The following is a 24,594-nucleotide window of genomic DNA, read 5'->3' as shown; positions in this document are numbered from 1 at the left end:
GGGGCCATGCGTCCGCCGCGTCAGTCGCGCTCGGCCCGCCGGTCCGGGGCGTCGAACCCGACGTGCCCGCGTCGGGACCGCTGCAGGTACCGGAGCTCGCGCACCAGCACGGCCGCGCACAGCGTGAACGGCAGCCATGCCCACACACGGCCCCGCAGCGCGGCGAAGAGCGCCACGGCGGAGAACGCGCCGGCGAGGACGATCGTCAGGATGCTCGCCCAGGGGATCTTGCGCACGATCGAGAGCACGACGCCGAGCCTACCGACCTGCCCGCGGCGCACGCCGGGCCGTGAGATGCCGCACGATCCCCGCGAGCCGCTCCGGACGCCGGAGTATCGTGCCCACGATGACTTCCACCGACACCACGCCCACCGTCGACGTCTACATCGACCCCACCTGCCCCTTCGCCTGGGTGACCTCGCGCTGGGCCCTGGAGGTGGCGGAGCACCGCGACGTCGACCTCACGTTCAAGCTGATGAGCCTGTACCTGCTGAACAAGGACAAGGACATCCCGGCCGAGTACCGGCAGATGATCGAGGACGGCCGCGCCCAGGGGCGCGTCGCCGCCGCCGTGCAGACCGACCACGGTCACGAGGCCCTGTCGGCGTACTACACGTCCTTCGGCACCCGCTGGCACGACCAGGACGTCAAGGACGTCGACGTCGTCATCCGTGAGTCCCTCGCCGAGGCCGGCCTGCCGGCCGAGCTCGCCGAGGCCGCGACGTCCGACGCGTACGACGAGGCCCTGGCCGCCTCCCACCACGCCGGCATGGACCCCGTCGGCCAGGAGGTCGGCACCCCGACGCTGCACGTGGACGGCGTGGCGTTCTTCGGTCCGGTCCTCACGCGCGTCCCGCGCGGCGAGGAGGCGACCCGCCTGTTCGACGCCGCGGTCACGATGGCCGGCAACCCGCACTTCTTCGAGCTCAAGCGGTCCCGCGACGAGCACCCGGTCCACAGCTGAGGAGCACCATGCCGCTCGACCTGCGCATCTTCACCGAGCCCCAGCAGGGCGCCTCCTACGACACCCAGCTCGCCGTCGCGCAGGCGACCGAGCAGCTCGGCTTCAGCGCCTTCTTCCGGTCCGACCACTACCTGGCCATGGGCGGGGACGGGCTGCCTGGCCCCACCGACTCGTGGACCACGCTCGCCGGCATCGCCCGCGAGACGTCCACGGTGCGCCTCGGCACGCTCGTGTCCTCCGCGACGTTCCGCCTGCCCGGCCCGCTGGCGATCCAGGTCGCCCAGGTGGACCAGATGTCGGGGGGCCGCGTCGAGCTCGGGCTCGGCACCGGCTGGTTCGCCGCCGAGCACGCTGCCTACGGCATCCCCTTCCCGGACAAGCGGTTCGGGATCCTCGAGGAGCAGCTCGAGATCCTCACCGGGCTGTGGGGAACACCGGTCGGGGAGACCTTCGACTTCACCGGGAAGCACTACACGCTCGAGGGCTCCCCGGCACTGCCCAAGCCCGTCCAGGACCGGATCCCGGTCATCGTCGGTGGTGGCGGGCCGAAGCGGACGCCGCGGATCGCGGCGCGGTTCGCGACCGAGTACAACCAGGCGTTCCCCGAGCTCGACACCATCGGGCCGCGGATCGCGGTCATGGAGCAGGCGCTCGCCGACGCCGGACGTGCGCCCGGGTCGCTGACCCAGTCGGTCGCCCTCGTGCTGGCCGTGGGCAAGGACGAGGCCGAGTTCACCCGCCGTGCCGAGGCCATCGGCCGGGAGCCCGCCGAGCTGCGCGAGCACGGCATCGCGGGCACGGTGACGGAGGCCGTGGACCGGCTGGCGTCCCTGCGCGAGCAGGGCGTGGAGCGGGTCTACCTGCAGGTGCTCGACCAGCAGGACCTCGACCACCTGGAGCTCGTGGCGCGGGAGGTCGCCCCGCACCTCTGACGGTCCCGCGGTGTTACCGGCCAGTTGCCGCGGAGTGAAGATGTTCACCACACGGCCCATCCCGCGCGACAGGGTCCGGGCACCGACCTACGGTGGAACGAGACGACGAGGTGGGCCCCCGAACGAGGGGGCCCGCCTCTCGTCGTTCCGGGCGGCGTTCTGATCGTCCGGCCTCCGTGAAGGGACGCCCCCGTGACCACCTTGGACCCTCGCGCGCCGGAGCACCTGTCTCCTGCCGGGACCACCGCCGCCCCGCCGCCGACCATCCCGGGCGATCCGACGTCGGCCGCGCGTCGTCGTGACGCGAACGCCGCCGCCCAGTCGCCGTCGCTCATGCTCATCATGCTGCTGGCGACCCTGGGCGCGGTCGCCTACGCGGTCTTCCTGCTGAACCCGGACAACCGGGGTGACCTCCTGCCCTACGGGCTGGTCCTCGTGGCCGAGTGCGTGCTGCTGGCGCTGGCCCTGCTGGCCATGTGGACGGTGCTCTCCTCCGGCCACGACCCCCGCGACTTCGCCTACCACCAGGCCCGCGAACGCCTCTTCGACACGCCCGAGATCCTGCGGGACCGTGCCACCGACGACCCCACCCGGTGGCGGCTCTACCTCGACGACCGACCCGTGACCGTCGACATCTTCATCACGACGTGCGGCGAGGACCTCGACACCATCGCCCGGACGGTCCGCGCCGCCGTGGCGGTGCACGGCGAGCACCGCACCTGGGTGCTCGACGACGGACGGGACGACGAGGTGCGCGACCTCGCGGCCACGCTCGGGGCCCGGTACATCCGCCGCATGTCCAGCGGGGGCCAGAAGGCCGGGAACATCAACCATGCGCTGAGCATCGTCAAGGGCGACTACTTCGTCATCCTCGACGCGGACTTCGTGCCCCGCCCGGAGCTGCTCACCGAGACCGTGCCGTTCTTCGTGCGCGACGAGGTCGCGTTCGTCCAGTCCCCGCAGACCTACGGCAACATGAACTCGCTGATCTCCCGGGGCGCCGGCTACATGCAGGCGGTCTTCTACCGGTTCGTCCAGCCGGGCCGGAACCGGTTCAACGCCGCCTTCTGCGTCGGGACCAACGTCGTCTTCCGCCGCGGGGCGATCGACGACATCGGCGGCATGTACACCGACTCGAAGTCCGAGGACGTGTGGACGTCCATCCACCTGCACGAGCGTGGGTGGCGCTCCGTCTACATCCCGCAGACGCTCGCCGTCGGCGACACCCCTGAGACGATCGTCGCCTACGCCAAGCAGCAGCTGCGATGGGCCACCGGCGGGTTCGAGATCCTGCTGCAGCACAACCCGCTGTCCCCGCGACGCAAGCTGACCGTCGACCAGCGGCTGCAGTACTTCGTGACCTCGACCCACTACCTGTCGGGGATCGCGCCGCTGCTGCTCCTGCTGGTGCCGCCGCTGACGATCTACCTCGACCTGACGCCCATGCAGCTCGACGTGTCGGTGGGCACCTGGGCCCTGTACTACCTGGGCTTCTACGGGCTGCAGATCGCCCTGGCCTTCTTCACCCTCGGCTCGTTCCGCTGGGAGGTGCTGCTGCTGGCGGCCGTCTCGTGGCCCATCTACGTCAAGGCGTTCTGGAACGCGCTGACGGGCAAGCAGCAGGCCTGGTCGGTCACGGGCAGCTCCGGCGGCTCGGCGTCACCGTTCGACGTGATCGTCCCGCAGACCCTGTGCTTCGTGTTCCTGGCGGTGACCTCGGCGGTCGGGTTCTGGAAGCACTGGGGCGACCCGGTCCCGAACCTGTCGCTCGCCTGGAACCTCACCAACACCCTCATCCTCGGCGGCTTCCTCGTCACGGCCGTCAAGGAGCACCGACAGGCGGTGAGGTCCCAGCGCGCGGCCCGCCGCGTCCGCAAGCGGGCCGACCGCCGGGCCCGCCTCGACCGTTCGTCCTCCCCGACCGTCACCGCCGGAGGTGCCGCATGACCTGGGCCACACGATTCAAGCTGCTCCTCGGGTTCGTCCTCGTCCTCGCGCTCTGCGCGACCCTCACGCTGGTGCTCAACCGGCGGGAGAGCCAGGCCACCTCCGCCCAGGCCATGATCGTGGCCGAGGAGGTCGCCGTCGGCACCGACTACCCCGGCACGGTCGTCGAGTCGTTCGTCGACCCCGGCGACACCGTCGCCGAGGGCGACCCGATCTACCGGATGCGGAGCCTCGTGCTCGCGCACGACCTCTCGTCCGGGACCGTGTCCCGCGAGACGGCCTCCTACGAGGTCACGGACGACGGGGAGATGACCGTCGTCGCGCCCTCGGACGGCACGATCGCGGACATCACCACCACGCGCGGAGGGTTCGTCCAGGCCGGCGACGTCGTCGCGACGCTGCACCGCGAGGGTTCCACGGCCGTGGACGCGAAGCTGCTGCTCGATCCCGCGGACTTCGCGCGGATCAAGCCCGGCGCCCCCGTCAGCATCACCCTGCCCGACCAGCGCGAGGTCACCGGCCAGGTCGACTCCATCGCGGTCGACAACGCCCGCAACCGTGCCGAGGCCACGCTCCTGATCGACAGCGAGTCGCTCACCGAGCAGGCCGGCGAGGGTCTCGTCCTGCCCGGCACGCCCGTGGTCGCGAGCGTCCAGCTGCACGACGAGGGCCCGATGGCCGACGTCGACCTGGCGTTCCAGCGGTTCCTGCAGAGGATCGGCCTGTGACGCGGCGGCCGGTCGCTGTGCTGCTCGCCGTCGTCCTGGCCGCCGCCGGGTGCACGACGACGGAACCGGGGGGCGACGAGGCCGCGGGCCCGGCACCCACCGATCGTTCCCTGGCGGGCGCGCAGGCGCCGGCCGTGGATCCCACCGCGCTGCCCACCGTCGAGCGGGAGCCGGGGCCGATGCGGCTCGCCAACGGCCTGCCGCCACCGACGAACCGCTGGTTCTCCGGGCTGGTCTTCGGCGACGAGCCGCAGCCGGTGTTCCCGCTGCCGCTCGCCGTCGGGCTCACGTCCACCGGGTTCGGCTACGGGCTGCCCGACGTCCGGGCCGACGGCACGCTGATCGCCGGCGGCTACGCCCCGCAGGTTCAGGTGGACGTGGGCGAGAGCGTCACCGGCGTCGTGTCGCGCTACGACGCCGCGACGGTCGACGTCGACCTGGTGGCGGAGGACGACCAGGTGCGCGGCACCGTGCACCTGACCCGCGGGTCGCCGGTCGTGCGGTACACCGCGCGGACCGCGCAGAGCCTCGGGCTGGACCGGTCCTTCGACGACGCCGACGCCGGGCTGCCGGACGGCGTCGCGACCGCGGAGGTGGACGCACGGACCCACGCCCTGGTCGGGGTGGACGGTCTCGACGCCGCCGGCGCGCTCGACGGCTCGGGCTGCACCCTCGAGCTGGGAGAGGGCGAGTCGGTGGCGTGGTTGGTCGCCCCGGACGACCCCGCCGAGGGCTCCGGGGCGCTGCCCGAGCTGGTCCGGGCGGCCGGAGAGGCGGTCGAGGCGTCCACCGTCTCGTACGCGACCGGGACCGACGACGTCACCACCACCGTGGGGTACGAGACGACCTCCGGCGGGCCGGCCGTCGCCGTGCGCTTCCCGCACCAGCGCGACGCCGTCGACGACGCCACGTGCGGGCTCGGCTCCTACGCCACGGTGCTCGGCACGGTCGACGTCTGCCGGGCCACCGAGCTGTCGTGGCGCTCGCCGGCACGGGAGCCGGTCGTCGGTCTCGAACTGTCGGACCTGGGGGAGTCGGCGCGCGACGAGCTCGTCGAACAGGTGCGCGCCGACGCGGACCGGGTGCTCGCCGAGACACGACCGGCCGACACGTACTTCGGCGGCAAGGCGCTCGCGCGGGACGCCGAGCTGTGGACGCTGGCGCGCGACCTCGGGATGGACGACGTCGCCGCGGACCTGCGCGAGAGCCTGCTGACGGACCTGCGGCTGTGGACCGACCCGGACGGCTGCGAGGAGCGCCCCGAACGGTGCTTCACGTGGGAGCCCACCCTGGGGACGGTCGTGGGCCAGGCCACCGCGTTCGGCTCCGAGGAGGGCAACGACCACCACTTCCACTACGGCTACTTCCTGTACGCGGCCGGCCTGCTGGCCGCCGAGGACGCCGAGCTGGCCGAGGAGGTCGCGCCCGTCGTCGACCTGCTGGCCGCCGACGTGGCCGCGGCCGCCGATGTGCCCGCCGGGGACGGGGCGCCGATGCCGGCCCTGCGGACGCTCGACGTCGTCATGGGGCACTCGTGGGCCTCCGGGCCGTCACCGTTCGGGGACGGCAACAACCAGGAGTCGGCCTCCGAGGCCGTCGCCGCCTGGCACGGGCTGGCCCTCTGGGCCGACGCGCGGGCGGCGGCCGGGCTCCCGGACGAGGGCCTGACCTCCCAGGCCCGGTGGATGCTCTCGCTGGAGGCCGCCTCGGCCCGGGCCTACTGGACCGACTTCGACCGGTCCGATCCGGTCGCCGACGGGCTGCAGGCGGACGTGACCTCGCTCGTGTGGGACGGCAAGCGTGAACGTGCGACGTGGTTCTCCGCCGAGCCGAGCGCCGCGCTGGGCATCGTCGTGCTGCCGGTGACCGGCGTCTCGACGTACCTGGGCGAGGACCCGGCGCGCGTGCACGACAACCTCGCCGAGGCGCTGGGGACCACGGACCTCTGGGCGGACGACGCCACGTGGGACGTGATGTTCGGCGACCAGCTGCTGATGTACGCCGGCCTGATGGGGCCTGAGGAGGCGACGGCGGCCCTCGAAGTCGCGCGCGAGCTCCCCGAGGACCGGATCGACGACGGGTCGACACGCTCCTGGTTGATGGCCTGGCTGCACGGCCGCGCGGAATGAGCCCGAGGACCCGCCCCCGACCCGGCGACCCGGCCGGGCCGTCCGCAGGTCGGCGGACGCAGCTCCCGTGCGCCGATAGGGTGTGCGGGTCTTCACAGGGCTGACGGACGGAGCGACATGCAGCTGGGCTGGACGAAGCACGGTGACGGCGCGCACGTGGCGCCGGGAGAGGTCGTCGCCCCGGGTGAACGTCTCACCTGGCCCCGCACGATCGGGATCGGCCTGCAGCACGTCGTGGCGATGTTCGGTGCGACGTTCCTCGTCCCGCTGATCACCGGCTTCCCGCCGTCGACGACGCTGTTCTTCTCGGCGATCGGCACCATCGGGTTCCTGCTCATCACGGGCAACCGGCTGCCGAGCTACCTGGGGTCGAGCTTCGCGTTCATCGCCCCGATCGGCGCGGCCACGGCCTCGGACGGGCAGTCCGCCGCCATCGGCGGCATCTTCGTCACGGGTGTGCTCCTGGCGGTCGTCGGCCTGGTCGTGCACCTCGCGGGCGCCCGCTGGATCGACGTCGTCATGCCGCCGGTCGTGACGGGCGTGATCGTCGCCCTCATCGGGCTCAACCTCGCGCCCGCGGCCTGGGGCAACTTCCAGGTGGCGCCGGTGACGGCCGTGGTGACCCTGGTGGCCGTGGTGCTGGTGTCGGTGCTGTTCCGCGGGATCCTCGGCCGCCTGGCGATCCTCGTCGGGGTGCTCGTCGGGTACGCCTTCGCGGTCGTGCGCGGCGAGGTGGACTTCGCCGCGGTGGGGGAGGCGGCCTGGTTCGGCGCCCCGACGTTCACCGCACCCAGCTTCGAACCCGGCGTGCTCGGGCTGTTCCTGCCCGTGGTCTTCGTCCTCGTCGCCGAGAACGTCGGCCACGTGAAGTCGGTCGCCGCGATGACCGGCCAGGACCTCGACGACCGGATGGGACGCGCGCTGCTGGCCGACGGCGTCGCGACGACGCTGGCCGGGACGGGTGGCGGCTCCGGCACGACGACCTACGCCGAGAACATCGGGGTCATGGCCGCGACGCGCGTGTACTCGACCGCCGCCTACTGGGTGGCCGGGGCCGGCGCGCTGGTGCTGTCGTTCTCGCCCAAGTTCGGCGAGGTCGTCAACACGGTCCCGGCCGGTGTGCTCGGCGGTGTCACCACGATCCTGTACGGCATGATCGGCGTGCTCGGGTTCCGCATCTGGGTGCAGAACCGCGTCGACTTCGGCGACCCGGTGAACCTCACGACGGCCGCTGTTCCGCTCGTGGTGGCCATCGCGAACTACACGTGGACCGCCGGTGACCTGACCTTCGAGGGCATCGCCCTCGGGACGGCGTCCGCGCTCGTGCTGTACCACGGCATGCGGTGGATCGGTCGGTGGCGGGGGACCACGCCCGACCTGGCGTCACCGGCCTCCGTCGCCCCGCCGACGAGCGGCGGGTCGGCGAACGGCGATCGGGAGACCGACCCGGCGGACTGATCAGGGCTGCGGACCGCGTCCCCCGGGGTCGGACCTCGTCAGGCCTCGTCGGCGTTCTCGCCCGCGTTCGGACCCCGCTCGTACCCGTACTCGCGCTCCACCGGGTCGAGGTCCTCGGGCGGCACGCACCCCGGCAGGTTGGTCATGGGTTCGCCGGTCTCCAGCGGGACCTCCTCGACCGACAGCGGCTCCTGCCACTCCTGCCCGACGATCAGGTCGACGAACGATCCGGAGCGGTCGTCCATGACGAGGCGGACGTTCTCGTACTGCGCGGCCAGCGTGTACGCCTGCCGCACGCCCTTGATCCCGTAGCGGATCTCCGAGGGGCCCTCGATCTGGTACGTGAAGTCGCCCGTGTCGCGGACGTCGAAACCGCGCTCCGTGAGCGCGTCGGCGTTCGCGCTGGCGAGGTTGAACGTGTAGTCGGCGGCGTTGTAGATCCGCACCTTCACCTTGGAGTACTCCATCGGCGGTGTGCCGTCCGGCCACTTCTCCGCGACGGGCAGGCAGGCGGGCTCGATGCTCGCCGAGGCGGGTTCCGGCGTGACGATCGGCTCGCTGATCGGGGAGTCGATGGTCTCGGTGTAGACCGCGAGGGCGCCGAGACCCAGGATCACCATGAGGGCGATCAGGAGCCCGAAGACCACAGCCTGGCGCTCGTGCTTGCGACGTCGTCGAGCGACGCGGGCCGGGTCCTGGGCTGGTGAAGTCACGCGAAGAAAATACCCGAGATTCCTCGCGATGGCGGGTCAGCCCACCGTCAGGACGCGGGCGTGCAGGATCGGGCGCTGCTGGAGCGCCGCGCGCACCGCGCGGTGCAGACCGTCCTCGAGGTAGAGGACGCCTCGGTACTCGACGACGTGGGCGAAGAGATCGCCGAAGAACGTCGAGTCCTCCGCGAGCAGGGCGTCGAGGTCCAGCGTGCGCTTGGTGGTCACGAGCTCGTCGAGACGCACCTGACGCGGGGGGACGTCGGACCAGTCCATGGATCCCTCGCGTCCGTGGTCGGGGTAGGGGCGCCCGTCGCCCACGGCCTTGAAAATCATGGACGTCATCGTAGAGCCCGGGGGTGACGCCCGACGAGGACGACTTGTCAGGATTCGTCACCTCGAGGTCACGATCGCACCACGATCTCGTCGGCCCGGCCCGTCGGCAGCGGGCAGGGGAGGTGCGATCGCGCCCCTCGCCCCACCGATCCGTGACTCGTCGTTGACTCGTGCGGTGTCGTGCTCGGCTGGTCTCCCTCGTCCGTGACGTGCAGTGCTCGTTCGGGCGCCGTGCGGCCCCCGCAGGAGCCCGGGAACGACGAAGGGCCCGCACCTCGAGGTGCGGGCCCTTCGTGCCGGCGGAGGATGGGGGATTCGAACCCCCGAGGGCGTGAACCCAACACGCTTTCCAAGCGTGCGCCATAGGCCGCTAGGCGAATCCTCCTCGGACGCGACCGACGCTCAGGGCGCCGGGCAACCCCAGCAGAATAGCGGACGGAGGCCCGAGTCTCCGAATCGGCCCGGTGTGAGGTGCGCGACCCTCGACCGGGACGGTTTCGAGGTGGCGCCCACTCTCGGTTAGGCTGTGGGCAGACCCCTCGTGCGGCGTCATCTCGCTGAACTCCCCCAGGGCCGGAAGGCAGCAAGGGTAGGTGAGCTCTGGCGGGTGCGCGAGGGGTCCTTTGCGTCTCCGGTCGGATGCGTGATCGAGGCGTCAACGGCGACGTCCCGGCGCTGACCAGCGACTTCTCGATATGCGATACCCGGGACGTTCGTATCGCGAGATTTTTCCCCCACGGAGTTGGTGCGCCGGTGCGGCGGATGGTCTGCTCCTCGCATGCACCGCATCGCCCCCGCCGCACACCGCACCGCGCAGACCTCCCTGCGCGGCCTGATGTGCACCGCGGCGATGCCGGCCCCGCGAATGTGCGGTCGCTGACCGTCCAGCTCCCCGCCGTCGTCCACCGCTGACGACGACCAGGCCCGTCGCGCGCTGATGGCCGCGGCCTGCCGCTCTCCCCCTGTGCTTCTCCCTCTTCGTCGCGCCACGGCGAGGCTCGTCGTCGTGCGCCCCTGCCCGGAAGGACCCCTGTCATGACCCTGCGCCCCACCCTGCTCGCCGCCGGCGCTGCCGCCTCCGTCCTGGCGCTGGCCGCCTGCTCCGGCGAAGCCGCCGCCACCTCCGCCGGGACGTCCGAGGACCCCGTCCGCATCGGCGTCGTCTCGGCCGGCGAGGACTACTGGGACACGTTCGCCGAGGCGGCCGCCGCCGAGGGGATCGAGGTAGAGATCGTGAACTTCTCGGACTACCAGCTGCCCAACCAGGGGCTGTCCGACGGTGACCTCGACCTCAACCAGTTCCAGCACCTGCAGTTCCTCGCCGGGTACAACGCGGCCCGCGGCGACGACCTCACCCCGATCGGGGCCACCGCCGTCTACCCGCTCGGTCTGTACTCGACCGCCCACGCGAGCCTCGAGGAGATCCCCGCGGGCGGCCAGGTCGCCATCCCCAACGACGAGACCAACCAGGCCCGCGCGCTGCTGGTGCTGCAGGACGCCGGTCTGGTCACCCTGCGCGACGGCGGGAGCTCGTTCTCCACCCCGGCGGACGTCATCGCGGAGGAGTCCCGGGTGACCGTCACGCCGGTCGACGCCGCGCAGACCGCGATCGCGCTGGCCGACGTCGACGCCTCGATCATCAACAACGACTTCGTGGGCGACGCGGGTCTGACCGAGGACGACGCGATCTTCACCGACGACCCGGACTCCGCCGCGGCCGCGCCGTACATCAACGTCTGGGTGGCGCGCTCCGCCGACGCCGAGGACGAGACGCTGCAGCAGCTCGTGGACATCTACCACTCGCCCGAGGTCGAGGCCGGCGTGCTGGAGGCCTCCGGTGGGACCGGCGTCGTCAAGGACAACGACGCCGCCGACCTGCAGGCGATCCTCGACGGCATCGAGACCGACCTCGCCGGCCGCTGACATGAGCCACCCCCTCCTCAGCTTCCACGACGTGGTCAAGGAGTTCCCCGCCCGCGGCCGGGGACGCCGCCGCGACGCACCGGTCCGTGCCGTCGACGGCGTCACCCTCGACGTCGACGCCGGCGAGATCTTCGGCGTCATCGGCTACTCCGGGGCCGGCAAGTCCACCCTCGTGCGCCTGGTCAACGCCCTGGAGACGACGACGGCGGGATCCGTCGTCGTCGACGGCACCGACCTGACAGGTCTGTCGGAGGCGCAGCTGCGGCCGGTCCGGGCCGGGATCGGCATGGTCTTCCAGCAGTTCAACCTGCTGGCCTCCCGGACCGTCGCCGGGAACGTCGCCTACCCCCTGGAGGTCGCCGGGTGGCCGCGCGCCGACCGGGACGCGCGGGTGCGCGAGCTGCTCGACTTCGTCGGCATCGGCGACAAGGCCGACGTCCACCCGGCGCGGCTGTCCGGCGGGCAGAAGCAGCGCGTCGGCATCGCGCGGGCGCTGGCCACCAGCCCCCGGCTCCTGCTCGCCGACGAGGCCACCAGCGCGCTCGACCCGGAGACGACGGCGGACGTGCTCGCCCTGCTGCAGCGCGTCAACCGCGAGCTCGGCATCACGGTCGTGGTCATCACCCACGAGATGGAGGTCGTGCGCTCGATCTGCCACCGGGTCGCCGTCATGGAGGCCGGTCGCGTGGTCGAGCTGGGCGACGCCTACCGGGTGTTCAGCGCCCCGCAGCACCCGGTCACGCGGCGGTTCGTCGCCTCGGCGCTGCGGGACGTGCCGTCGCCGGCCGTGATGGACCGGCTGCGCGAGCGTCATCCCGGACGGGTCGTCACCGTCCGGATCGACGAGGTGGCCGGGTCGTCCGCGCAGCTCACCCGCGTCCTGGCCGAGCACGGTGTGGACGGGACGATCGTCTACGGCGGCATCACCGAGGTCGCCGAGCGTCCCTACGGCTCGCTGACGGTCGAGCTCGTCGGCCACGACGCCGCGGTGCACGCCGCGCTGGACGGGCTGCGTGCCGCCACGACCGTCGTCGACCACGGCACCGCCGCCCGACCCGCGGCCGAGGGGAGCGACCGATGAGCCCGGACCTCGTGCCCCTGCTGGGGCAGGCGCTCGGCGAGACCGTCTTCATGGTGCTGATCACCCTGGCCGTGGGCGGCGTCTGCGGCCTGGCGCTCGGCCTGGGGCTGTACCTGACCCGCCCCGGCAACCTGCTGGAGCACCGTGGCCTGTTCGCCGTGCTGAACGTCGCCGTCAACGTCGTGCGACCGATCCCGTTCATCATCTTCCTCGTGGCGCTCGGCCCCGTGACCCGCGCCGTGGTCGGGACGACGATCGGGACCGGGGCGTTCACCTTCGCGATGTGCGTCATGGCGTCGTTCGTGTTCGCCCGCCTCGTGGAGCAGAACCTCGTCTCGATCGACCCCGGCGTCATCGAGGCGGCCCGGGCCATGGGCGCCTCGCCGCTGCGGATCGTGCGCACCGTCGTCGTGCCCGAGGCGCTGTCCCCGCTGATCCTCGGCTACACGTTCCTGTTCGTCGGCGTGCTCGACATGTCGGCCATCGCCGGCTACCTCGGCGCGGGCGGGCTGGGCGACTTCGCCATCGTGTACGGCTACCGGCAGTACGACTGGGCGCTGACGGCCCTGGTCGTGGTGATCATCATCGCCGTCGTCCAGCTCGTGCAGTGGCTGGGGAACTCCCTGGCGCGGCGCGCGCTGCGGCGCTGAGGCGGGTCGAGGTGCGCCCCGGGGCGGCGCCGGACGGACGGGTGCCGGGCGGGATGTTCGTGTCGCCCCCGACGTCTACAGTGGCTGCGTGACGACCGCTCTGTACCGCCGCTACCGGCCCGAGACCTTTGCCGAGGTCATCGGCCAGGACCACGTCACCGCACCCCTGCGGCAGGCGCTGCGGACCGGTCGTGCCAACCACGCCTACCTGTTCTCGGGACCGCGCGGCTGCGGCAAGACGACGTCGGCCCGTATCCTCGCGCGCACGCTCAACTGCCACCGGAACACCCCCGAGAAGCCGCTGGACACCCCGTGCGGCGAGTGCCCCTCGTGCGTCGAGCTGGCCCGTGGCGGTCCCGGCTCGCTGGACGTCGTCGAGATCGACGCCGCCAGCCACAACGGCGTCGACGACGCCCGCGACCTGCGCGAGCGCGCCACCTTCGCCCCGGCCCGCGACCGGTACAAGATCTTCGTGCTGGACGAGGCGCACATGGTGACCTCGCACGGCTTCAACGCGCTGCTCAAGATCGTCGAGGAGCCGCCCGAGCACATCAAGTTCGTGTTCGCGACGACGGAGCCGGACAAGGTCATCGGCACGATCCGCTCGCGCACCCACCACTACCCGTTCCGGCTGGTCCCGCCGGACGTGCTCGGTCCCTACCTCGAGCAGCTCTGCGCCGCCGAGGGGATCGAGCTCGGTGCCGGTGTGGTCCCGCTGGTCACCCGCGCCGGCGGAGGATCGGTGCGTGACACGCTCTCCGTGCTGGACCAGCTCATCGCCGGGTCGTCCGGCACCGTGGAGTACGACCTCGCGGTCAGCCTGCTCGGGTTCACCCACGGCACCCTGCTCGACGACGTCGTCGACGCCATCGCCGCCCGCGACGGGGCCTCGATCTTCCGCGTCATCGACCACGTCATCGCCACCGGTCACGAGCCCCGTCGCTTCGTGGAGGACGTCCTCGAACGCCTGCGCGACCTCATCGTCATCGCGGTCTCCGGCGAGGCCGCCGACGCCGTGCTGCGCGACCTGCCCGCCGACCAGCTCGAGCGGATGCGCCACCAGGCCGCCAACCTCGGCTTCTCGGAGCTCTCCCGCGCCGCCGACCTCGTCAACACCGCCCTGACCGAGATGACCGGGGCGACCTCGCCCCGGCTGCACCTCGAGCTGCTGTGCGCCCGTCTGCTCCTGCCGGGCGCCGACGACGGTACGGAGGGGCTCGCGGCTCGTCTGGACCGTCTCGAGCGGGGTGCGGTGGCCGCGGGACCGGTCGGTGCGGCGCCCGGCACGACGACGCCACCGGCCGTGGCGGCCGAGCCGGCGGAGGAGCCGACCGCGCCTGCGGGGCTGTCCGGTGCGGCCGCCGCCCGCGCCGCGCTGGCCCGGAGCCGCCGCACCGTGGCGGAGGTCAGCGCCCCCGAGCCCGCCCCGGAACCGACCGAGCCGTCGCCGCGGGAGGCGGCGCCTGCTCAGGCTCCCGCACCGACGCCGGTCGAGGCGACGCCCGGGGCGGACGACGCGCCCACGGAGGCGCGCGAGACCACCGAGCCGGTGGCGACCGAGCCGCCCGCACCGGCCGAGCCGGTCGGTACGGAGCCGTCCGAGCCCGGATCCACCACGGAGCCCGAAGCCCCGGTGACGGACCCGGTGGACGCGGCGGAGCCGCCCGTCGGGGTCTCCGCCACCGAGGAGCGCGCGACCACCGCACCGCCCGCCGCCCGCCCGCAGGAACAGCCCGCCGCGCCGGCACCGTCCGCGGAGCCGACGGGGACGACGGCCGAGGACCTGCGGCGCCGGTGGGAGGAGATCGTCGCCAACCTCGCCAGCCCGGTGACCCGGGCGCTGGTCGAGCAGAACGCGCAGATCGGCTCGCTGGCGGGTGACCGGCTCCGGCTCAGCTTCCAGACCGAGGGACTGGCCCGGAACTTCTCCCAGCCGCGGCACCTGGAGGCGTTCGCCGAAGCCGTCTACCAGACCCTGGGCCTGCGTGCGCAGATCGACGTCACCGTCGGGGCGCCCGGACCCGCGTCGGCGCCGGGCGAACAGCCCGCGGTGGAGTCCGGACCGTCGCGGTCGCAGGAGGCCCCGGAGTCGGACGGGCCCGCCCCCCAGGGAGCCGACGGCGGTGCGCCGTCGGCCCCGTCCCAGGTCTCGGCGGCCACGACGGGCCGCACCGGGGTCGCCGTCGCCGAACGGGTGGCCGATCCGGTCGACAGCGCGCCGCACCCCGACGGACCCGCGCACGACCGCGCCGACGACGCGGCGGCGGACGCCGCCCGGGCCGCGGACGACGCCTGGCTCGCCGGGGCGTCCGCCGCGACGTCGCAGAGCGCGGCGTCGGCCGCGTCGGCCGCGCCGTCCGGCGGTGCGCCGGCCCGGCCGGATCCGGACGAGGCCGTCGCCGCAGCCCCGACGGTGTCGTGGTCGCACGACACCTCCGCGTCCACCGGGACGCCGGCACCGGTCGGGCCGTCGGCGGACCCGTGGCCGCACCGGATGCGCTCCGCCGCCGCGACGGCCGCGCCGGCACCCGAGCGGTCCCCGGCGACGCCGGCCACGGCGCCGGACGAGGACGACACCTCCGACACGGACGCCGAGCTGGTCTCCTCCGGTCTCGTCGGCGTGCCGCTCGTCGTCAAGATGCTGGACGGCAAGATCATCGACGAGACGGCGGACGAGGCGTGACCGCGGCGGCCACCACCCTGCACATCGTGGCGGCCGTCATCGTCCGCCACGGCCGGTGGCTCCTCGTGCGCAAGCAGCGCACCGGGACGTTCATCCAGGTGGGCGGCAAGATCGAGGCCGGCGAGTCCCCGCGCGACGCGCTCCTGCGCGAGTGCGCCGAGGAGATCGGCCTGGACGCCGCCCCGCCGCGCGTGCGAGCCCTCGGGCAGCACCATGCCACGGCCGCGAACGAGCCCGACCACGTCGTCGACGCGCACGTCTTCGAGGTCGAGCTGCCGACGGGTTTCGAGCCCCGGGCGCTCGCGGAGCTCGCCGAGCTGCGCTGGGTCGACCCGCACGACCCCGTCACCCCGTTCCCCGTCGCCCCGCTGTCGCAGGAGCTGATGTCCCGGTTCGGTGCCGGGCGGCCCCGGACGACGCCGGGGTAGCCCGCCGGAGCCTCGGCCTCGACCTGCGACAGTGGTTCCGTGACGACGACGCACCACCTCCTGCCCCGCGCGACCCCCGTGTCCCAGGGGGTCGACCCCGAGTCCCTGCGGCGCCTCGTCGCGGCTCTCGACCAGGTCCGTGACGTCCACAGCCTGATGGTGCTGCGGCACGGTCACGTGGTCGCCGAGGCGTGGTGGGATCCTTTCGCCCCGGGCGATCCGCACCGGACGTTCTCGGTCTCCAAGTCGGTCACCGCCACGGCGGTCGGGATGGCCGTGCACGAGGGGCTGCTCGGCACCGGTGACCGGGTGGTCGACCTGCTGCCGGAGGACGCCCCCGCGGACCCGCCGGAGCATCTGGCGGCGATGACCGTGCGCGACCTGCTGACCATGACCAGCGGTCACGGCACCGACACCATGAACTTCACCCTGCGGAACCTGCACCGACCCGGGTCGGGCTGGGCACGGGACATCCTGGCCTCCCCGATGGTCCACGCGCCGGGGACCCGGTTCGTGTACGACACGGGGGCCACGTACCTGCTGTCCGCGATCCTGCACCGGCTCACCGGGCAGCGGCTGCTCGACTGGCTGACCCCCCGCCTGTTCGAGCCGCTGGGCATCGCCGGCGCGACCTGGGAGCAGAGCCCGCAGGGGATCGACGTCGGCGGGTACGGGCTCGCCGTCACCACGGAGGACCTCGCGGCGCTCGGGCAGCTCTGGCTCCGGCGGGGCCGCTGGGGCGGCCGGCAGCTCGTCCCGTCGTCCTGGGTCGACGAGATGACCGCCGCGCAGGTGGACAACGGCCCGGACGTGAAGCCCGACTGGGAGCAGGGCTACGGGTACCAGTTCTGGCGATGCCGGCACGGTGCGTACCGGGCCGACGGCGCGTTCGGCCAGTTCGTCGTCGTCTGGCCGGAGCACGACGCCGTGGTGGTGCTGACCAGCGGCACCACCGAGACCGCGGCCGAGCTGGACGCGATCTGGGACACGCTCGGCCGCGCCTTCGACCGGGTGCCGGAGCTCGGCTCCCCGCAACCCGCGGATGCCACGTCGTTCGCCCCGGACGACCTGGCGGTCCTCACGCCGTCAGGCTGGGAGCACGGCGTGCTCGAGGACGTGGTGCGCGGCTGCTGGTTCGTGCTGGACCCGGAGGACGACGCGGAGGCCGCGCCGTCCGACACCCCGTTGCCCTGGCACGCGATCTCGGTGGACCGCGTCGACGGTGACCTGGCGTTCCGGTGGGTCGGCGCGCCGGGCGGCGCCGAGCACACGGTGCGGTGCGGTCTCGGGCGGTGGGTCACCGGCCGCGCCGAGCTGGACCACGGTGAGCGGGTCGCCGTCGCCGGGGCCGCCGCCTGGACGGGGGGTCACGAGCTGACCCTCCGCATGATCCGGTGCGGCACGCCCTTCACCCTCGAGGTCCGGCTCTCGTTCGGGGGTGACGCCGCAGGGCAACGGGTCGAGGTGGCCGCGGACCAGCCGGTGTCGTTCGGCCGGACCGCTCTGCTGCGTGCGACAGGGGTCGGAGCGCGACGGGAGCCGCCGCCGGGTCAGGTGTGACGGCGTGCGGCCCGTCCGGTGCGAGCGGGTCCGAGCGGACGGGGCAAGGAGTCCCGTGCGGTCGGGCCGTTGGTCCCTACCGTCCCGACGGCGGGCGGGGTTGGCTGGTCGCAGCAGGGCTCAGTGACCACGTGACCGCCCCGGGGGCGCACCATGACGACACCGGACGCCGGACCCCCGCGAACCCCGCGGCCCCCCGGCACCGCCGACCACGGTCCACGGGCCCTGCGCCGCTGGGTGGCGGCGCATCCGCCGGCCGCCTTCGTCGTGCTCGCCTACGGGATCTCGTGGACCCTGTGGGTGCCCCTGGTCGCCGGCCTCGGCGGACCCGCGGCCCAGGCCCTGCTGCTCGTGGGAGGGCTCGGGCCGGCGGCCTCCGCGCTGATCGTGCTCCGCGGCACCGGGGCGCCCGTCCGTCCGTGGGCGCGGCAGATCGTCCGGTGGCGCGTCCCGCTGCGGTACTACCTCTACGCGCTCGGCCTGCCGCCGCTGCTCCTCGCGATCGTGAACGTCGAGCTCGCCCTGGTCGGTCAGGAGATCGACCTCGCGCTGCTCGGCGAGCGGCTGCCCGCCTACCTCGGGACGTTCCTGCTCGTGGCCACCGTCGGCGGTGGGTTCGAGGAGCCCGGCTGGCGAGGGTTCGCCCTGCCCCGGCTCCAGGAGCGCTTCGCCCCGCTGGCCGCCACCTGCCTCCTCGCGGTGGTCTGGGGAGTCTGGCACCTCCCGTTGTACGGGCTCGGGTTCGTCGGTCCGATGGTGTTCGCGTTCTTCTACACCTGGCTCTACAACCGCACCGGCAGCGTCCTGCTGTGCATCCTGCTGCACGGGAGCTTCACCCCGGCGCTCGACCACCTCGTGCTCCGCGCGGACAACACGACCGTCGACGTCGCCATCGGGGCCACCCTCGTGACCGCCGCGGTCGTGCTCGTCCTCGTGACCAGGGGTCGACTCGGGTTCGACGCGGCGCGGAACCGCGCCCACCGGGCAGCCTGAGCGGCCGGCCCGCCCCTCAGTCGCTCCCGTGGCCGGAGGCCCGCAGGGCGTCGAGCCAGCGGTCCAGGACGGCCACCGAGTCGGGCACGAACGCGAGCTCGTCCACCATCTCGACCAGGCGCCGGGGGGAGACCCACCGGCCCCAGGCCACCTCCTCCGGCTGCCACCGCACGGGGCCGTCGTAGGTGCAGGTGAACAGGAACGCGCGGTATCGCGTGTGCGCGTCGGCGTAGTCCCGCTCGCCGAGCCGCAGCAGGGGGACCCCCTGGACGCCGAGCTCCTCGGCGACCTCGCGGCGTGCGGACTGCAACGGGGACTCGCCGGCCCGCAGCACCCCGCCGGCGCAGAAGTCGTAGCGGCCGGGGTAGACGTCCTTGGTGTCCGTGCGGCGGTGCACGTAGACCTCGCCGGCGGCGTTGCGGACGACGACGGCCGTCGCCGCGTGGCGCAGGTTCTCGGCCCGCACGCGACGACGCGACGCGGTGCCGCACGGTGCACCGGTTTCGTCGAAGAGGGCGACGAGCTCGTCCCTCGTGTCCTCGCTCATCCCTCGCATCATGCCGGAGAAGTCCCCGCCGCGCCGTAGGCTGGGCGCGTGTACGAAGGTGCGGTCCAGGACCTGATCGACGAGCTCGGCCGGCTTCCCGGTGTCGGGCCCAAGAGCGCGCAGCGCATCGCGTTCCATCTGCTCGCCACCGACGCCGCGGACGTGCGGCGGCTGGTGGACGCCCTGACGGAGGTCAAGGCGCGGGTGCAGTTCTGCGAGACCTGCGGGAACGTCGCGGAGTCGGCGACCTGCCGGGTGTGCGCGGACCCGCGGCGCAGCGACGAGGTGATCTGCGTCGTCGAGGAGCCGAAGGACGTCGTGGCGATCGAGCGCACGCGGGAGTTCCGCGGCAAGTACCACGTGCTCGGCGGCGCCATCAATCCGCTGGAGAACGTCGGACCGGACGACCTGCGGATCAGCGAGCTCATGGCGCGACTGGCCGACGGCACCGTCACCGAGGTCATCATCGCGACCGACCCGAACGTCGAGGGCGAGGCCACCGCCACCTACCTCTCCCGCCTCATCGGGCCGATGGGGGTGACGGTGTCCCGGCTCGCTTCCGGGCTGCCGGTCGGCGGGGACCTGGAGTACGCCGACGAGGTCACCCTCGGCCGTGCGTTCGAGGGACGGCGCGTCGTCGGCGGCTGAACCGGGGCCCGTCGACCTCGCGGGCCCGTCTGGCGCCCGGGCGGCCTGTCGGTGGAGACTGGGACGGAGCACGACCGTCCGTCGGCCCGACCGGCCGACGGCAGGCACCACAGGACGGATGAGCACCGTGTCAGAGATCGCTGCAGACTCCGAGCTCCGCGAGGTCGCCGACCAGATGTCGACGCAGGCGCGGACGTTCCTGTCCACGGCGTCGCAGGTCGCCTCCGGCGGGTTCCCGGGGGCCGAGCTGTCCCTGCTGATCCTGGCCACCTCCGACCTGCTGGCCGCGGGCGCCCGCCTGGCCGCCATCGTCGACGTCGTGCCGCCGCAGCGGTTCGAGCCCGACGCGGGCCGCGAGACCGACGTCGACCCCCTCCGCACGGCCCTGGGCCAGATGTTCGACGGGTTCGACGACTACGTCGAGGTCGTCGACCCGGTGCTGGGCCGGGAGCTCGGCCCGGCGTCGCTGTCCGGCGACCTGGCGTGCGTCGCCGAGGAGATCGCCAAGGGGCTGCAGCACTTCGACGACGGGCACGAGCTCGAGGGCCTGTGGTGGTGGCAGTTCTCCTACCTGTCCAGCTGGGGTGAGCGCGCCTCGTCGGCGCTGCGTCTGCTGCAGTCGGTGCTGGCGCACCTGCGCCTCGACGTGGAGGCCGACGTGGCCGCCGAGGCGGAGTACGACGCCCTGCACTCCTGATCGCGCGCGGCCCGGACCGCGCGTCGCGAGCGGTCGCCGCGTGCGAGGATTCCGGACGTGCCCGACCTCGACCCCACCACCGTCGCCCTGCTCGTCCTGGCCGGACTGACCGCCGGCTGGGTCGACGCCGTCGTCGGCGGCGGGGGACTCATCCAGCTCCCGGCGCTGCTGCTCGTGCCGGGGATGTCGCCGGTGCAGGCGCTGGCGACCAACAAGCTCGGCTCGATCATGGGCACCTCGGTCAGCTCGATCACCTACTACCGGCGTGTGGGGCCGGACCTGACCACGGCCGGGCCGATGGCCGCGGCCGCGCTGGCCGGCGCCGTCGGGGGAGCCGCGCTGGCGACGCAGATCCCCGCCGAGCTGTTCACGCCGATCATCCTGGTGGTCCTGATCGGCGTGGCGGTCTTCACCCTCGCCCGGCCACAGCTCGGCCGGTACGACAACCTGCGCTGGGAGGGCAACCGGCACCGCTGGACCGCCGCCGGCATCGGCCTCGTCATCGGCGCGTACGACGGGCTGCTCGGTCCGGGCACCGGCACCTTCCTGGTCATCTCCCTGGTGAGCATCCTCGGGTACGCGTTCCTGCCGGCCTCGGCGCTCGCGAAGATCGTGAACTTCGCCACCAACCTGGGTGCCCTGATCTTCTTCGTGCCCGCCGGGGCCGTCGTGTGGAGCCTGGGGCTGGCGATCGGCGTCGCGAACCTCGTCGGCGGGTACGTCGGGGCCCGGATGGCGGTGTCGAAGGGCAGCAGGTTCGTCCGTGCGGTGTTCGTCGTCGTGGTCGGCGCGCTCATCTGCACGCTCGGGTACGACGTCGTCACCGCCGCGGCGTAGGGACGCCCGGGACGGGCCCCGATCCGCCCGGATGTGACACCTGGCACACCGCTCGTCACGTGGGGTCGCTACGATGGACCGCGCACACACAAGGGACCGGCGGACCGTTGAGAGAGACGGAGGCCGGCGACAGAAAGGTTGTATGCATGGCACTGGTCGTGCAGAAGTACGGCGGGTCGTCCGTCTCGGACGCCCGCTCGATCAAGCGCGTGGCCAAGCGCATCGCCGAGGCCAGGCGCGCCGGCAACGACGTGGTCGTCGTGGTGAGCGCCATGGGCGACACCACCGACGAGCTCCTCGATCTCGCCGCCGACATCAGTCCCCGACCGCCGCAGCGCGAGATGGACATCCTGCTCACCGCCGGTGAGCGGATCTCGATGTCGCTCCTCGCCATGGCGATCGACAAGCTCGGGGTCAAGGCGAAGTCCTTCACCGGCCAGCAGGCCGGTCTCCTCACCGACGCGGTCCACGGCAAGGCCCGCATCGTCGACGTCGTCCCGCACCGCATCCGCCAGACCCTCGAGAAGGGCCAGGTCGCGATCGTCGCGGGGTTCCAGGGCGTCAACCGCGGCAACAACGACGTCACCACCCTGGGTCGTGGCGGTTCCGACACGACGGCGGTCGCACTGGCCGCCGGTCTCGACGCCGACGTCTGCGAGATCTACACCGACGTCGACGGCATCTTCACCGCGGACCCCCGCATCGCGCCGGGCGCTCGCAAGATCGACAAGGTCACCTACGAAGAGATGCTCGAGCTCGCCGCCTCCGGCGCCAAGGTGCTGGCGCTGCGCGCCGTCGAGTACGCCCGCCGCTACGGCGTGCCGGTGCACGTGCGCAGCTCGTTCTCGGGCAAGCCCGGCACCCTCGTCAAGGGCACCCACGGAGACCTCATCGACCCGAACGCCAGCTCCGAGGAGCAGGAGGAAGCCCCCATGGAAGACCCGATCATCTCCGGCGTCGCGCACGACCGCAGCGAGGCCAAGATCACCATCGTCGGCGTGCCCGACACCCTGGGCCAGGCGGCCCGCATCTTCGAGGTCGTGGCCGCGGCCGGCACGAACATCGACATGATCGTGCAGAACGTCTCCGCCGCCGACACCGGCCGGACCGACATCTCCTTCACGCTCCCGCACGCCGACGTCCGCTCGACGACGGCGGCGCTCAACGCCGTGAAGTCCGAGCTGAAGTTCATCGACCTGCAGATCGACGACGAGATCGGCAAGGTCTCGCTCGTGGGCGCCGGCATGAAGTCGCACCCCGGCATCTCCGCGCGCCTGTTCGGGGCGCTGCGCGACGCCGGCATCAACATCGAGATGATCTCCACCTCCGAGATCCGCATCTCGGTCGTCACCCGCGCGGACAGCCTCGACGACGCCGTGCGCGCCATCCACACCGCGTTCGAGCTGGACTCCGACGAGGGCGAGGCCGTCGTCTACGCCGGGACGGGGCGGTGAGCCACGTGGCACAGATCAACTCCACCGGAGTCAACGTCGCCGTCGTCGGTGCGACCGGTCAGGTCGGCGCCGTGATGCGCAAGCTGCTCGCCGAGCGGGCCTTCCCGATCAAGGAGCTGCGGCTGTTCGCCTCGGCGCGGTCGGCCGGGTCGACGATCACCTACGAGGGCGTCGACGTCACCGTCGAGGACACGGCGGCCACGGCCACCGACGACCTCGCCGACATCGACATCGCCCTGTTCTCCGCGGGCGGCGGCACCTCCCGCGAGCACGCCCCGCGCTTCGCCGAGGCGGGGGCCGTGGTCATCGACAACTCGTCCGCCTGGCGGCTCGACCCCGAGGTCCCGCTGGTGGTCTCCGAGGTCAACCCCGAGGCGATCAGCGAGGCCTCGAAGGGCATCATCGCCAACCCGAACTGCACCACGATGGCCGCGATGCCGGTGCTGAAGCCGCTGACGGCCGAGGCCGGGCTGGAGCGTCTGCGCGTCGCCACGTACCAGGCGGTGTCCGGGTCCGGGCTGGGCGGCGTGAAGGAGCTCGCCGACCAGGCGCGCGCCGCGACCGCCGGTGACCTCGAGGGCCTGACGCACGACGGCGGCGCCGTCGAGTTCCCGACGCCGGAGAAGTACGTCGCGCCGATCGCCTTCGACGTGGTGGCGATGGCCGGTGCGATCGTCGACGACGGCTCCGAGGAGACGGACGAGGAGCAGAAGCTCCGCAACGAGTCCCGCAAGATCCTCGGCCTGCCGGACCTCGCCGTCGCGGGGACCTGCGTGCGCGTGCCGGTCTTCACGGGTCACTCGCTGGCGATCCACGCCGAGTTCGGCTCGGCCATCACCCCCGACCGGGCGCGCGAGCTGCTGGCCGACGCCCCGGGCGTGGAGCTCACCGAGGTCCCGACGCCGCTCGGCGCGGCGGGTGCCGACCCGTCGTTCGTCGGCCGCATCCGCACCGACCAGTCCGTCCCGGACGGTCGCGGGCTGGTGCTGTTCGTCGCGAACGACAACCTGCGCAAGGGTGCGGCGCTCAACGCGATCCAGATCGGCGAGCTCGTCGCGGCCGACATCGCCGAGCTGGCGACGTACGACGCGGCGGAGGCCGCGGAGTCGGTGGCCGCCGACGCCTGACCGCCGGTCAGGGCACCTGATCGCGAGTCAGGAGGTCTGGCCGCGAGTCAGGCTGCCGAGGTCGTGCACGAAGGGGCCCGGGGAGAGCGAGACGCTCCCCCCGGGCCCCTCGTCGTGTCAGCCCGGCGCACGGCGCCCGACGGCGGGAGCCACGACCACGATCGCCGCCGCGGCGAGCACGTGCCAGGCCACGTGGCCCCACGGTTCGACGAAGCCGATCAGCGCTCCGACGCCGAGCACGACGAGGGCGGTGAGCAGCCGGGGTCGCAGCACCGGGCGGGCGACGGCACGCAGCAGGATCGCCACGACCGCGACGACCGACGCCGTCCCCTGCGCGACGATGGACGCCGCCGGTGACACGGCGGCCAGGACCGCGTCGGCGAGCGTCGGGACCAGCCACCACCACGTGCGCAGCCGTCGACCGGTCAGGTCCGCGACGGCGTCCGCGGCCACGAGGGCGTAGGCGCCCAGCAGCGGGGGGTCGTGGACGACCGGGTTCCAGGCGGGAGCCGGACCGTGCTGGACCACGGAACCCAGCCCGATACCGACGGCGAGGATCCCGAGGGCGACTCGGGTGCGCGCGGCGGACGGCGCCTCCGCACCGTCGCCCGGCCGGCGCCGTCGGGCCACGATCCACAGGCCCGCGGCGACGAAGGCCAGGCTCGACCACGTGTTCGCCGCGTCCATGCCACCAGCCTCGCCCCCCGGGAACCTCTCCGCTCACGGGGAGGCCTGCCGGACCTCCACCCCGGCCGGGTGAGA

Annotated in this window: 23 protein-coding genes, 1 tRNA gene and 1 other RNA gene; 19 read left to right on the top strand and 6 right to left on the bottom strand. The window is 73.0% G+C overall.

What is annotated here, in order from left to right:
* Window positions 1-20: 20 nt before the first annotated feature.
* On the bottom strand, window positions 21-248 hold the full coding sequence (locus tag Q6349_RS13645) for a hypothetical protein (protein WP_246246253.1): 228 nt from the start codon (window positions 246-248) through the stop codon (window positions 21-23).
* 98 nt (window positions 249-346) lie between these two features.
* Here Q6349_RS13645 and Q6349_RS13640 point away from each other — a divergent pair, with 98 nt between their 5' ends.
* The 6 genes from Q6349_RS13640 to Q6349_RS13615 all read left to right on the top strand — a co-directional run bounded on the left by Q6349_RS13640 (window position 347) and on the right by Q6349_RS13615 (window position 8,158).
* On the top strand, window positions 347-964 hold the full coding sequence (locus tag Q6349_RS13640; RefSeq protein WP_304604544.1) for a DsbA family protein: 618 nt from the start codon (window positions 347-349) through the stop codon (window positions 962-964).
* A gap of 8 nt (window positions 965-972) precedes the next feature.
* The gene (locus tag Q6349_RS13635; RefSeq protein ID WP_304604543.1) at window positions 973-1,896 is read left to right on the top strand and encodes an LLM class F420-dependent oxidoreductase; all 924 of its coding nucleotides are present in this window, start codon (window positions 973-975) and stop codon (window positions 1,894-1,896) included.
* Window positions 1,897-2,088: 192 nt separating this feature from the next.
* Window positions 2,089-3,843, top strand: coding sequence for a cellulose synthase catalytic subunit (locus Q6349_RS13630; RefSeq protein ID WP_304604542.1), 1,755 nt, complete (start codon window positions 2,089-2,091; stop codon window positions 3,841-3,843).
* Window positions 3,840-4,571: an HlyD family efflux transporter periplasmic adaptor subunit gene (locus Q6349_RS13625; RefSeq protein WP_171245660.1), complete on the top strand. Its 732-nt coding sequence runs from the start codon at window positions 3,840-3,842 to the stop codon at window positions 4,569-4,571. Before Q6349_RS13630 ends, Q6349_RS13625 begins: the two co-directional genes overlap by 4 nt.
* Window positions 4,568-6,700: a glycosyl hydrolase gene (locus tag Q6349_RS13620; RefSeq protein ID WP_304604541.1), complete on the top strand. Its 2,133-nt coding sequence runs from the start codon at window positions 4,568-4,570 to the stop codon at window positions 6,698-6,700. The genes Q6349_RS13625 and Q6349_RS13620 overlap by 4 nt, the downstream gene beginning before the upstream one ends.
* Window positions 6,701-6,817: 117 nt before the next feature.
* Window positions 6,818-8,158, top strand: a complete 1,341-nt coding sequence (locus tag Q6349_RS13615; protein ID WP_304604540.1) for a uracil-xanthine permease family protein — start codon at window positions 6,818-6,820, stop codon at window positions 8,156-8,158.
* A 38-nt stretch (window positions 8,159-8,196) separates the two neighbouring features.
* Here Q6349_RS13615 and Q6349_RS13610 read toward each other — a convergent pair whose 3' ends face one another.
* The 3 genes from Q6349_RS13610 to Q6349_RS13600 all read right to left on the bottom strand — a co-directional run bounded on the left by Q6349_RS13610 (window position 8,197) and on the right by Q6349_RS13600 (window position 9,589).
* On the bottom strand, window positions 8,197-8,871 hold the full coding sequence (locus tag Q6349_RS13610; protein ID WP_304604539.1) for a LytR C-terminal domain-containing protein: 675 nt from the start codon (window positions 8,869-8,871) through the stop codon (window positions 8,197-8,199).
* Window positions 8,872-8,907: 36 nt separating this feature from the next.
* Window positions 8,908-9,204 carry a type II toxin-antitoxin system VapB family antitoxin gene (locus Q6349_RS13605; protein WP_171245656.1) on the bottom strand — a complete coding sequence of 99 codons (297 nt, stop codon included), beginning with the start codon at window positions 9,202-9,204 and terminating at the stop codon, window positions 8,908-8,910.
* Between the two features lie 300 nt (window positions 9,205-9,504).
* Window positions 9,505-9,589 (bottom strand) — tRNA-Ser (locus Q6349_RS13600).
* A gap of 145 nt (window positions 9,590-9,734) precedes the next feature.
* Here Q6349_RS13600 and ffs point away from each other — a divergent pair.
* The 8 genes from ffs (at window position 9,735) to Q6349_RS13560 (ending at window position 18,522) form a co-directional block, all read left to right on the top strand.
* Window positions 9,735-9,831: signal recognition particle sRNA small type (gene ffs, locus Q6349_RS13595), an RNA gene on the top strand.
* 408 nt (window positions 9,832-10,239) lie between these two features.
* Window positions 10,240-11,127: a MetQ/NlpA family ABC transporter substrate-binding protein gene (locus Q6349_RS13590; RefSeq protein WP_304604538.1), complete on the top strand. Its 888-nt coding sequence runs from the start codon at window positions 10,240-10,242 to the stop codon at window positions 11,125-11,127.
* Window position 11,128: 1 nt separating this feature from the next.
* Window positions 11,129-12,208 (top strand): methionine ABC transporter ATP-binding protein, encoded by a 1,080-nt coding sequence (locus Q6349_RS13585; RefSeq protein WP_304604537.1) that lies wholly within the window; start codon window positions 11,129-11,131, stop codon window positions 12,206-12,208.
* On the top strand, window positions 12,205-12,858 hold the full coding sequence (locus Q6349_RS13580) for a methionine ABC transporter permease (protein WP_304604536.1): 654 nt from the start codon (window positions 12,205-12,207) through the stop codon (window positions 12,856-12,858). Before Q6349_RS13585 ends, Q6349_RS13580 begins: the two co-directional genes overlap by 4 nt.
* 88 nt (window positions 12,859-12,946) lie before the next feature.
* The gene (locus Q6349_RS13575; protein ID WP_304604535.1) at window positions 12,947-15,541 is read left to right on the top strand and encodes a DNA polymerase III subunit gamma and tau; all 2,595 of its coding nucleotides are present in this window, start codon (window positions 12,947-12,949) and stop codon (window positions 15,539-15,541) included.
* Window positions 15,538-15,969, top strand: a complete 432-nt coding sequence (locus Q6349_RS13570) for an NUDIX domain-containing protein (protein WP_304604534.1) — start codon at window positions 15,538-15,540, stop codon at window positions 15,967-15,969. Before Q6349_RS13575 ends, Q6349_RS13570 begins: the two co-directional genes overlap by 4 nt.
* 39 nt (window positions 15,970-16,008) lie before the next feature.
* Window positions 16,009-17,529, top strand: coding sequence for a serine hydrolase (locus Q6349_RS13565; protein ID WP_304604533.1), 1,521 nt, complete (start codon window positions 16,009-16,011; stop codon window positions 17,527-17,529).
* 153 nt (window positions 17,530-17,682) lie between these two features.
* On the top strand, window positions 17,683-18,522 hold the full coding sequence (locus Q6349_RS13560; protein ID WP_304604532.1) for a CPBP family intramembrane glutamic endopeptidase: 840 nt from the start codon (window positions 17,683-17,685) through the stop codon (window positions 18,520-18,522).
* 16 nt (window positions 18,523-18,538) lie between these two features.
* Here Q6349_RS13560 and Q6349_RS13555 read toward each other — a convergent pair whose 3' ends face one another.
* Window positions 18,539-19,069: an NUDIX hydrolase gene (locus Q6349_RS13555; protein ID WP_304604531.1), complete on the bottom strand. Its 531-nt coding sequence runs from the start codon at window positions 19,067-19,069 to the stop codon at window positions 18,539-18,541.
* A gap of 48 nt (window positions 19,070-19,117) precedes the next feature.
* Here Q6349_RS13555 and recR point away from each other — a divergent pair, with 48 nt between their 5' ends.
* The 5 genes from recR (at window position 19,118) to Q6349_RS13530 (ending at window position 23,832) form a co-directional block, all read left to right on the top strand.
* Window positions 19,118-19,717: a recombination mediator RecR gene (recR, locus tag Q6349_RS13550; RefSeq protein ID WP_171245648.1), complete on the top strand. Its 600-nt coding sequence runs from the start codon at window positions 19,118-19,120 to the stop codon at window positions 19,715-19,717.
* Between the two features lie 118 nt (window positions 19,718-19,835).
* The gene (locus Q6349_RS13545) at window positions 19,836-20,414 is read left to right on the top strand and encodes a DUF5063 domain-containing protein (RefSeq protein ID WP_171245646.1); all 579 of its coding nucleotides are present in this window, start codon (window positions 19,836-19,838) and stop codon (window positions 20,412-20,414) included.
* Window positions 20,415-20,471: 57 nt separating this feature from the next.
* Window positions 20,472-21,251, top strand: a complete 780-nt coding sequence (locus Q6349_RS13540) for a TSUP family transporter (protein ID WP_304604530.1) — start codon at window positions 20,472-20,474, stop codon at window positions 21,249-21,251.
* Between the two features lie 146 nt (window positions 21,252-21,397).
* On the top strand, window positions 21,398-22,705 hold the full coding sequence (locus Q6349_RS13535; RefSeq protein WP_304604529.1) for an aspartate kinase: 1,308 nt from the start codon (window positions 21,398-21,400) through the stop codon (window positions 22,703-22,705).
* Window positions 22,706-22,710: 5 nt separating this feature from the next.
* The gene (locus Q6349_RS13530; RefSeq protein WP_304604624.1) at window positions 22,711-23,832 is read left to right on the top strand and encodes an aspartate-semialdehyde dehydrogenase; all 1,122 of its coding nucleotides are present in this window, start codon (window positions 22,711-22,713) and stop codon (window positions 23,830-23,832) included.
* A 117-nt stretch (window positions 23,833-23,949) separates the two neighbouring features.
* On the opposite strand, the gene Q6349_RS13525 is transcribed toward Q6349_RS13530, so the two are convergent.
* On the bottom strand, window positions 23,950-24,519 hold the full coding sequence (locus tag Q6349_RS13525; protein ID WP_304604528.1) for a hypothetical protein: 570 nt from the start codon (window positions 24,517-24,519) through the stop codon (window positions 23,950-23,952).
* Window positions 24,520-24,594 lie beyond the last annotated feature (75 nt).

The sequence above is a fragment of the Isoptericola sp. 178 genome (assembly GCF_030586525.1).
Classification (GTDB): domain Bacteria; phylum Actinomycetota; class Actinomycetes; order Actinomycetales; family Cellulomonadaceae; genus Isoptericola; species Isoptericola sediminis.
This window is presented reverse-complemented; position numbering and strand designations above follow the sequence as displayed.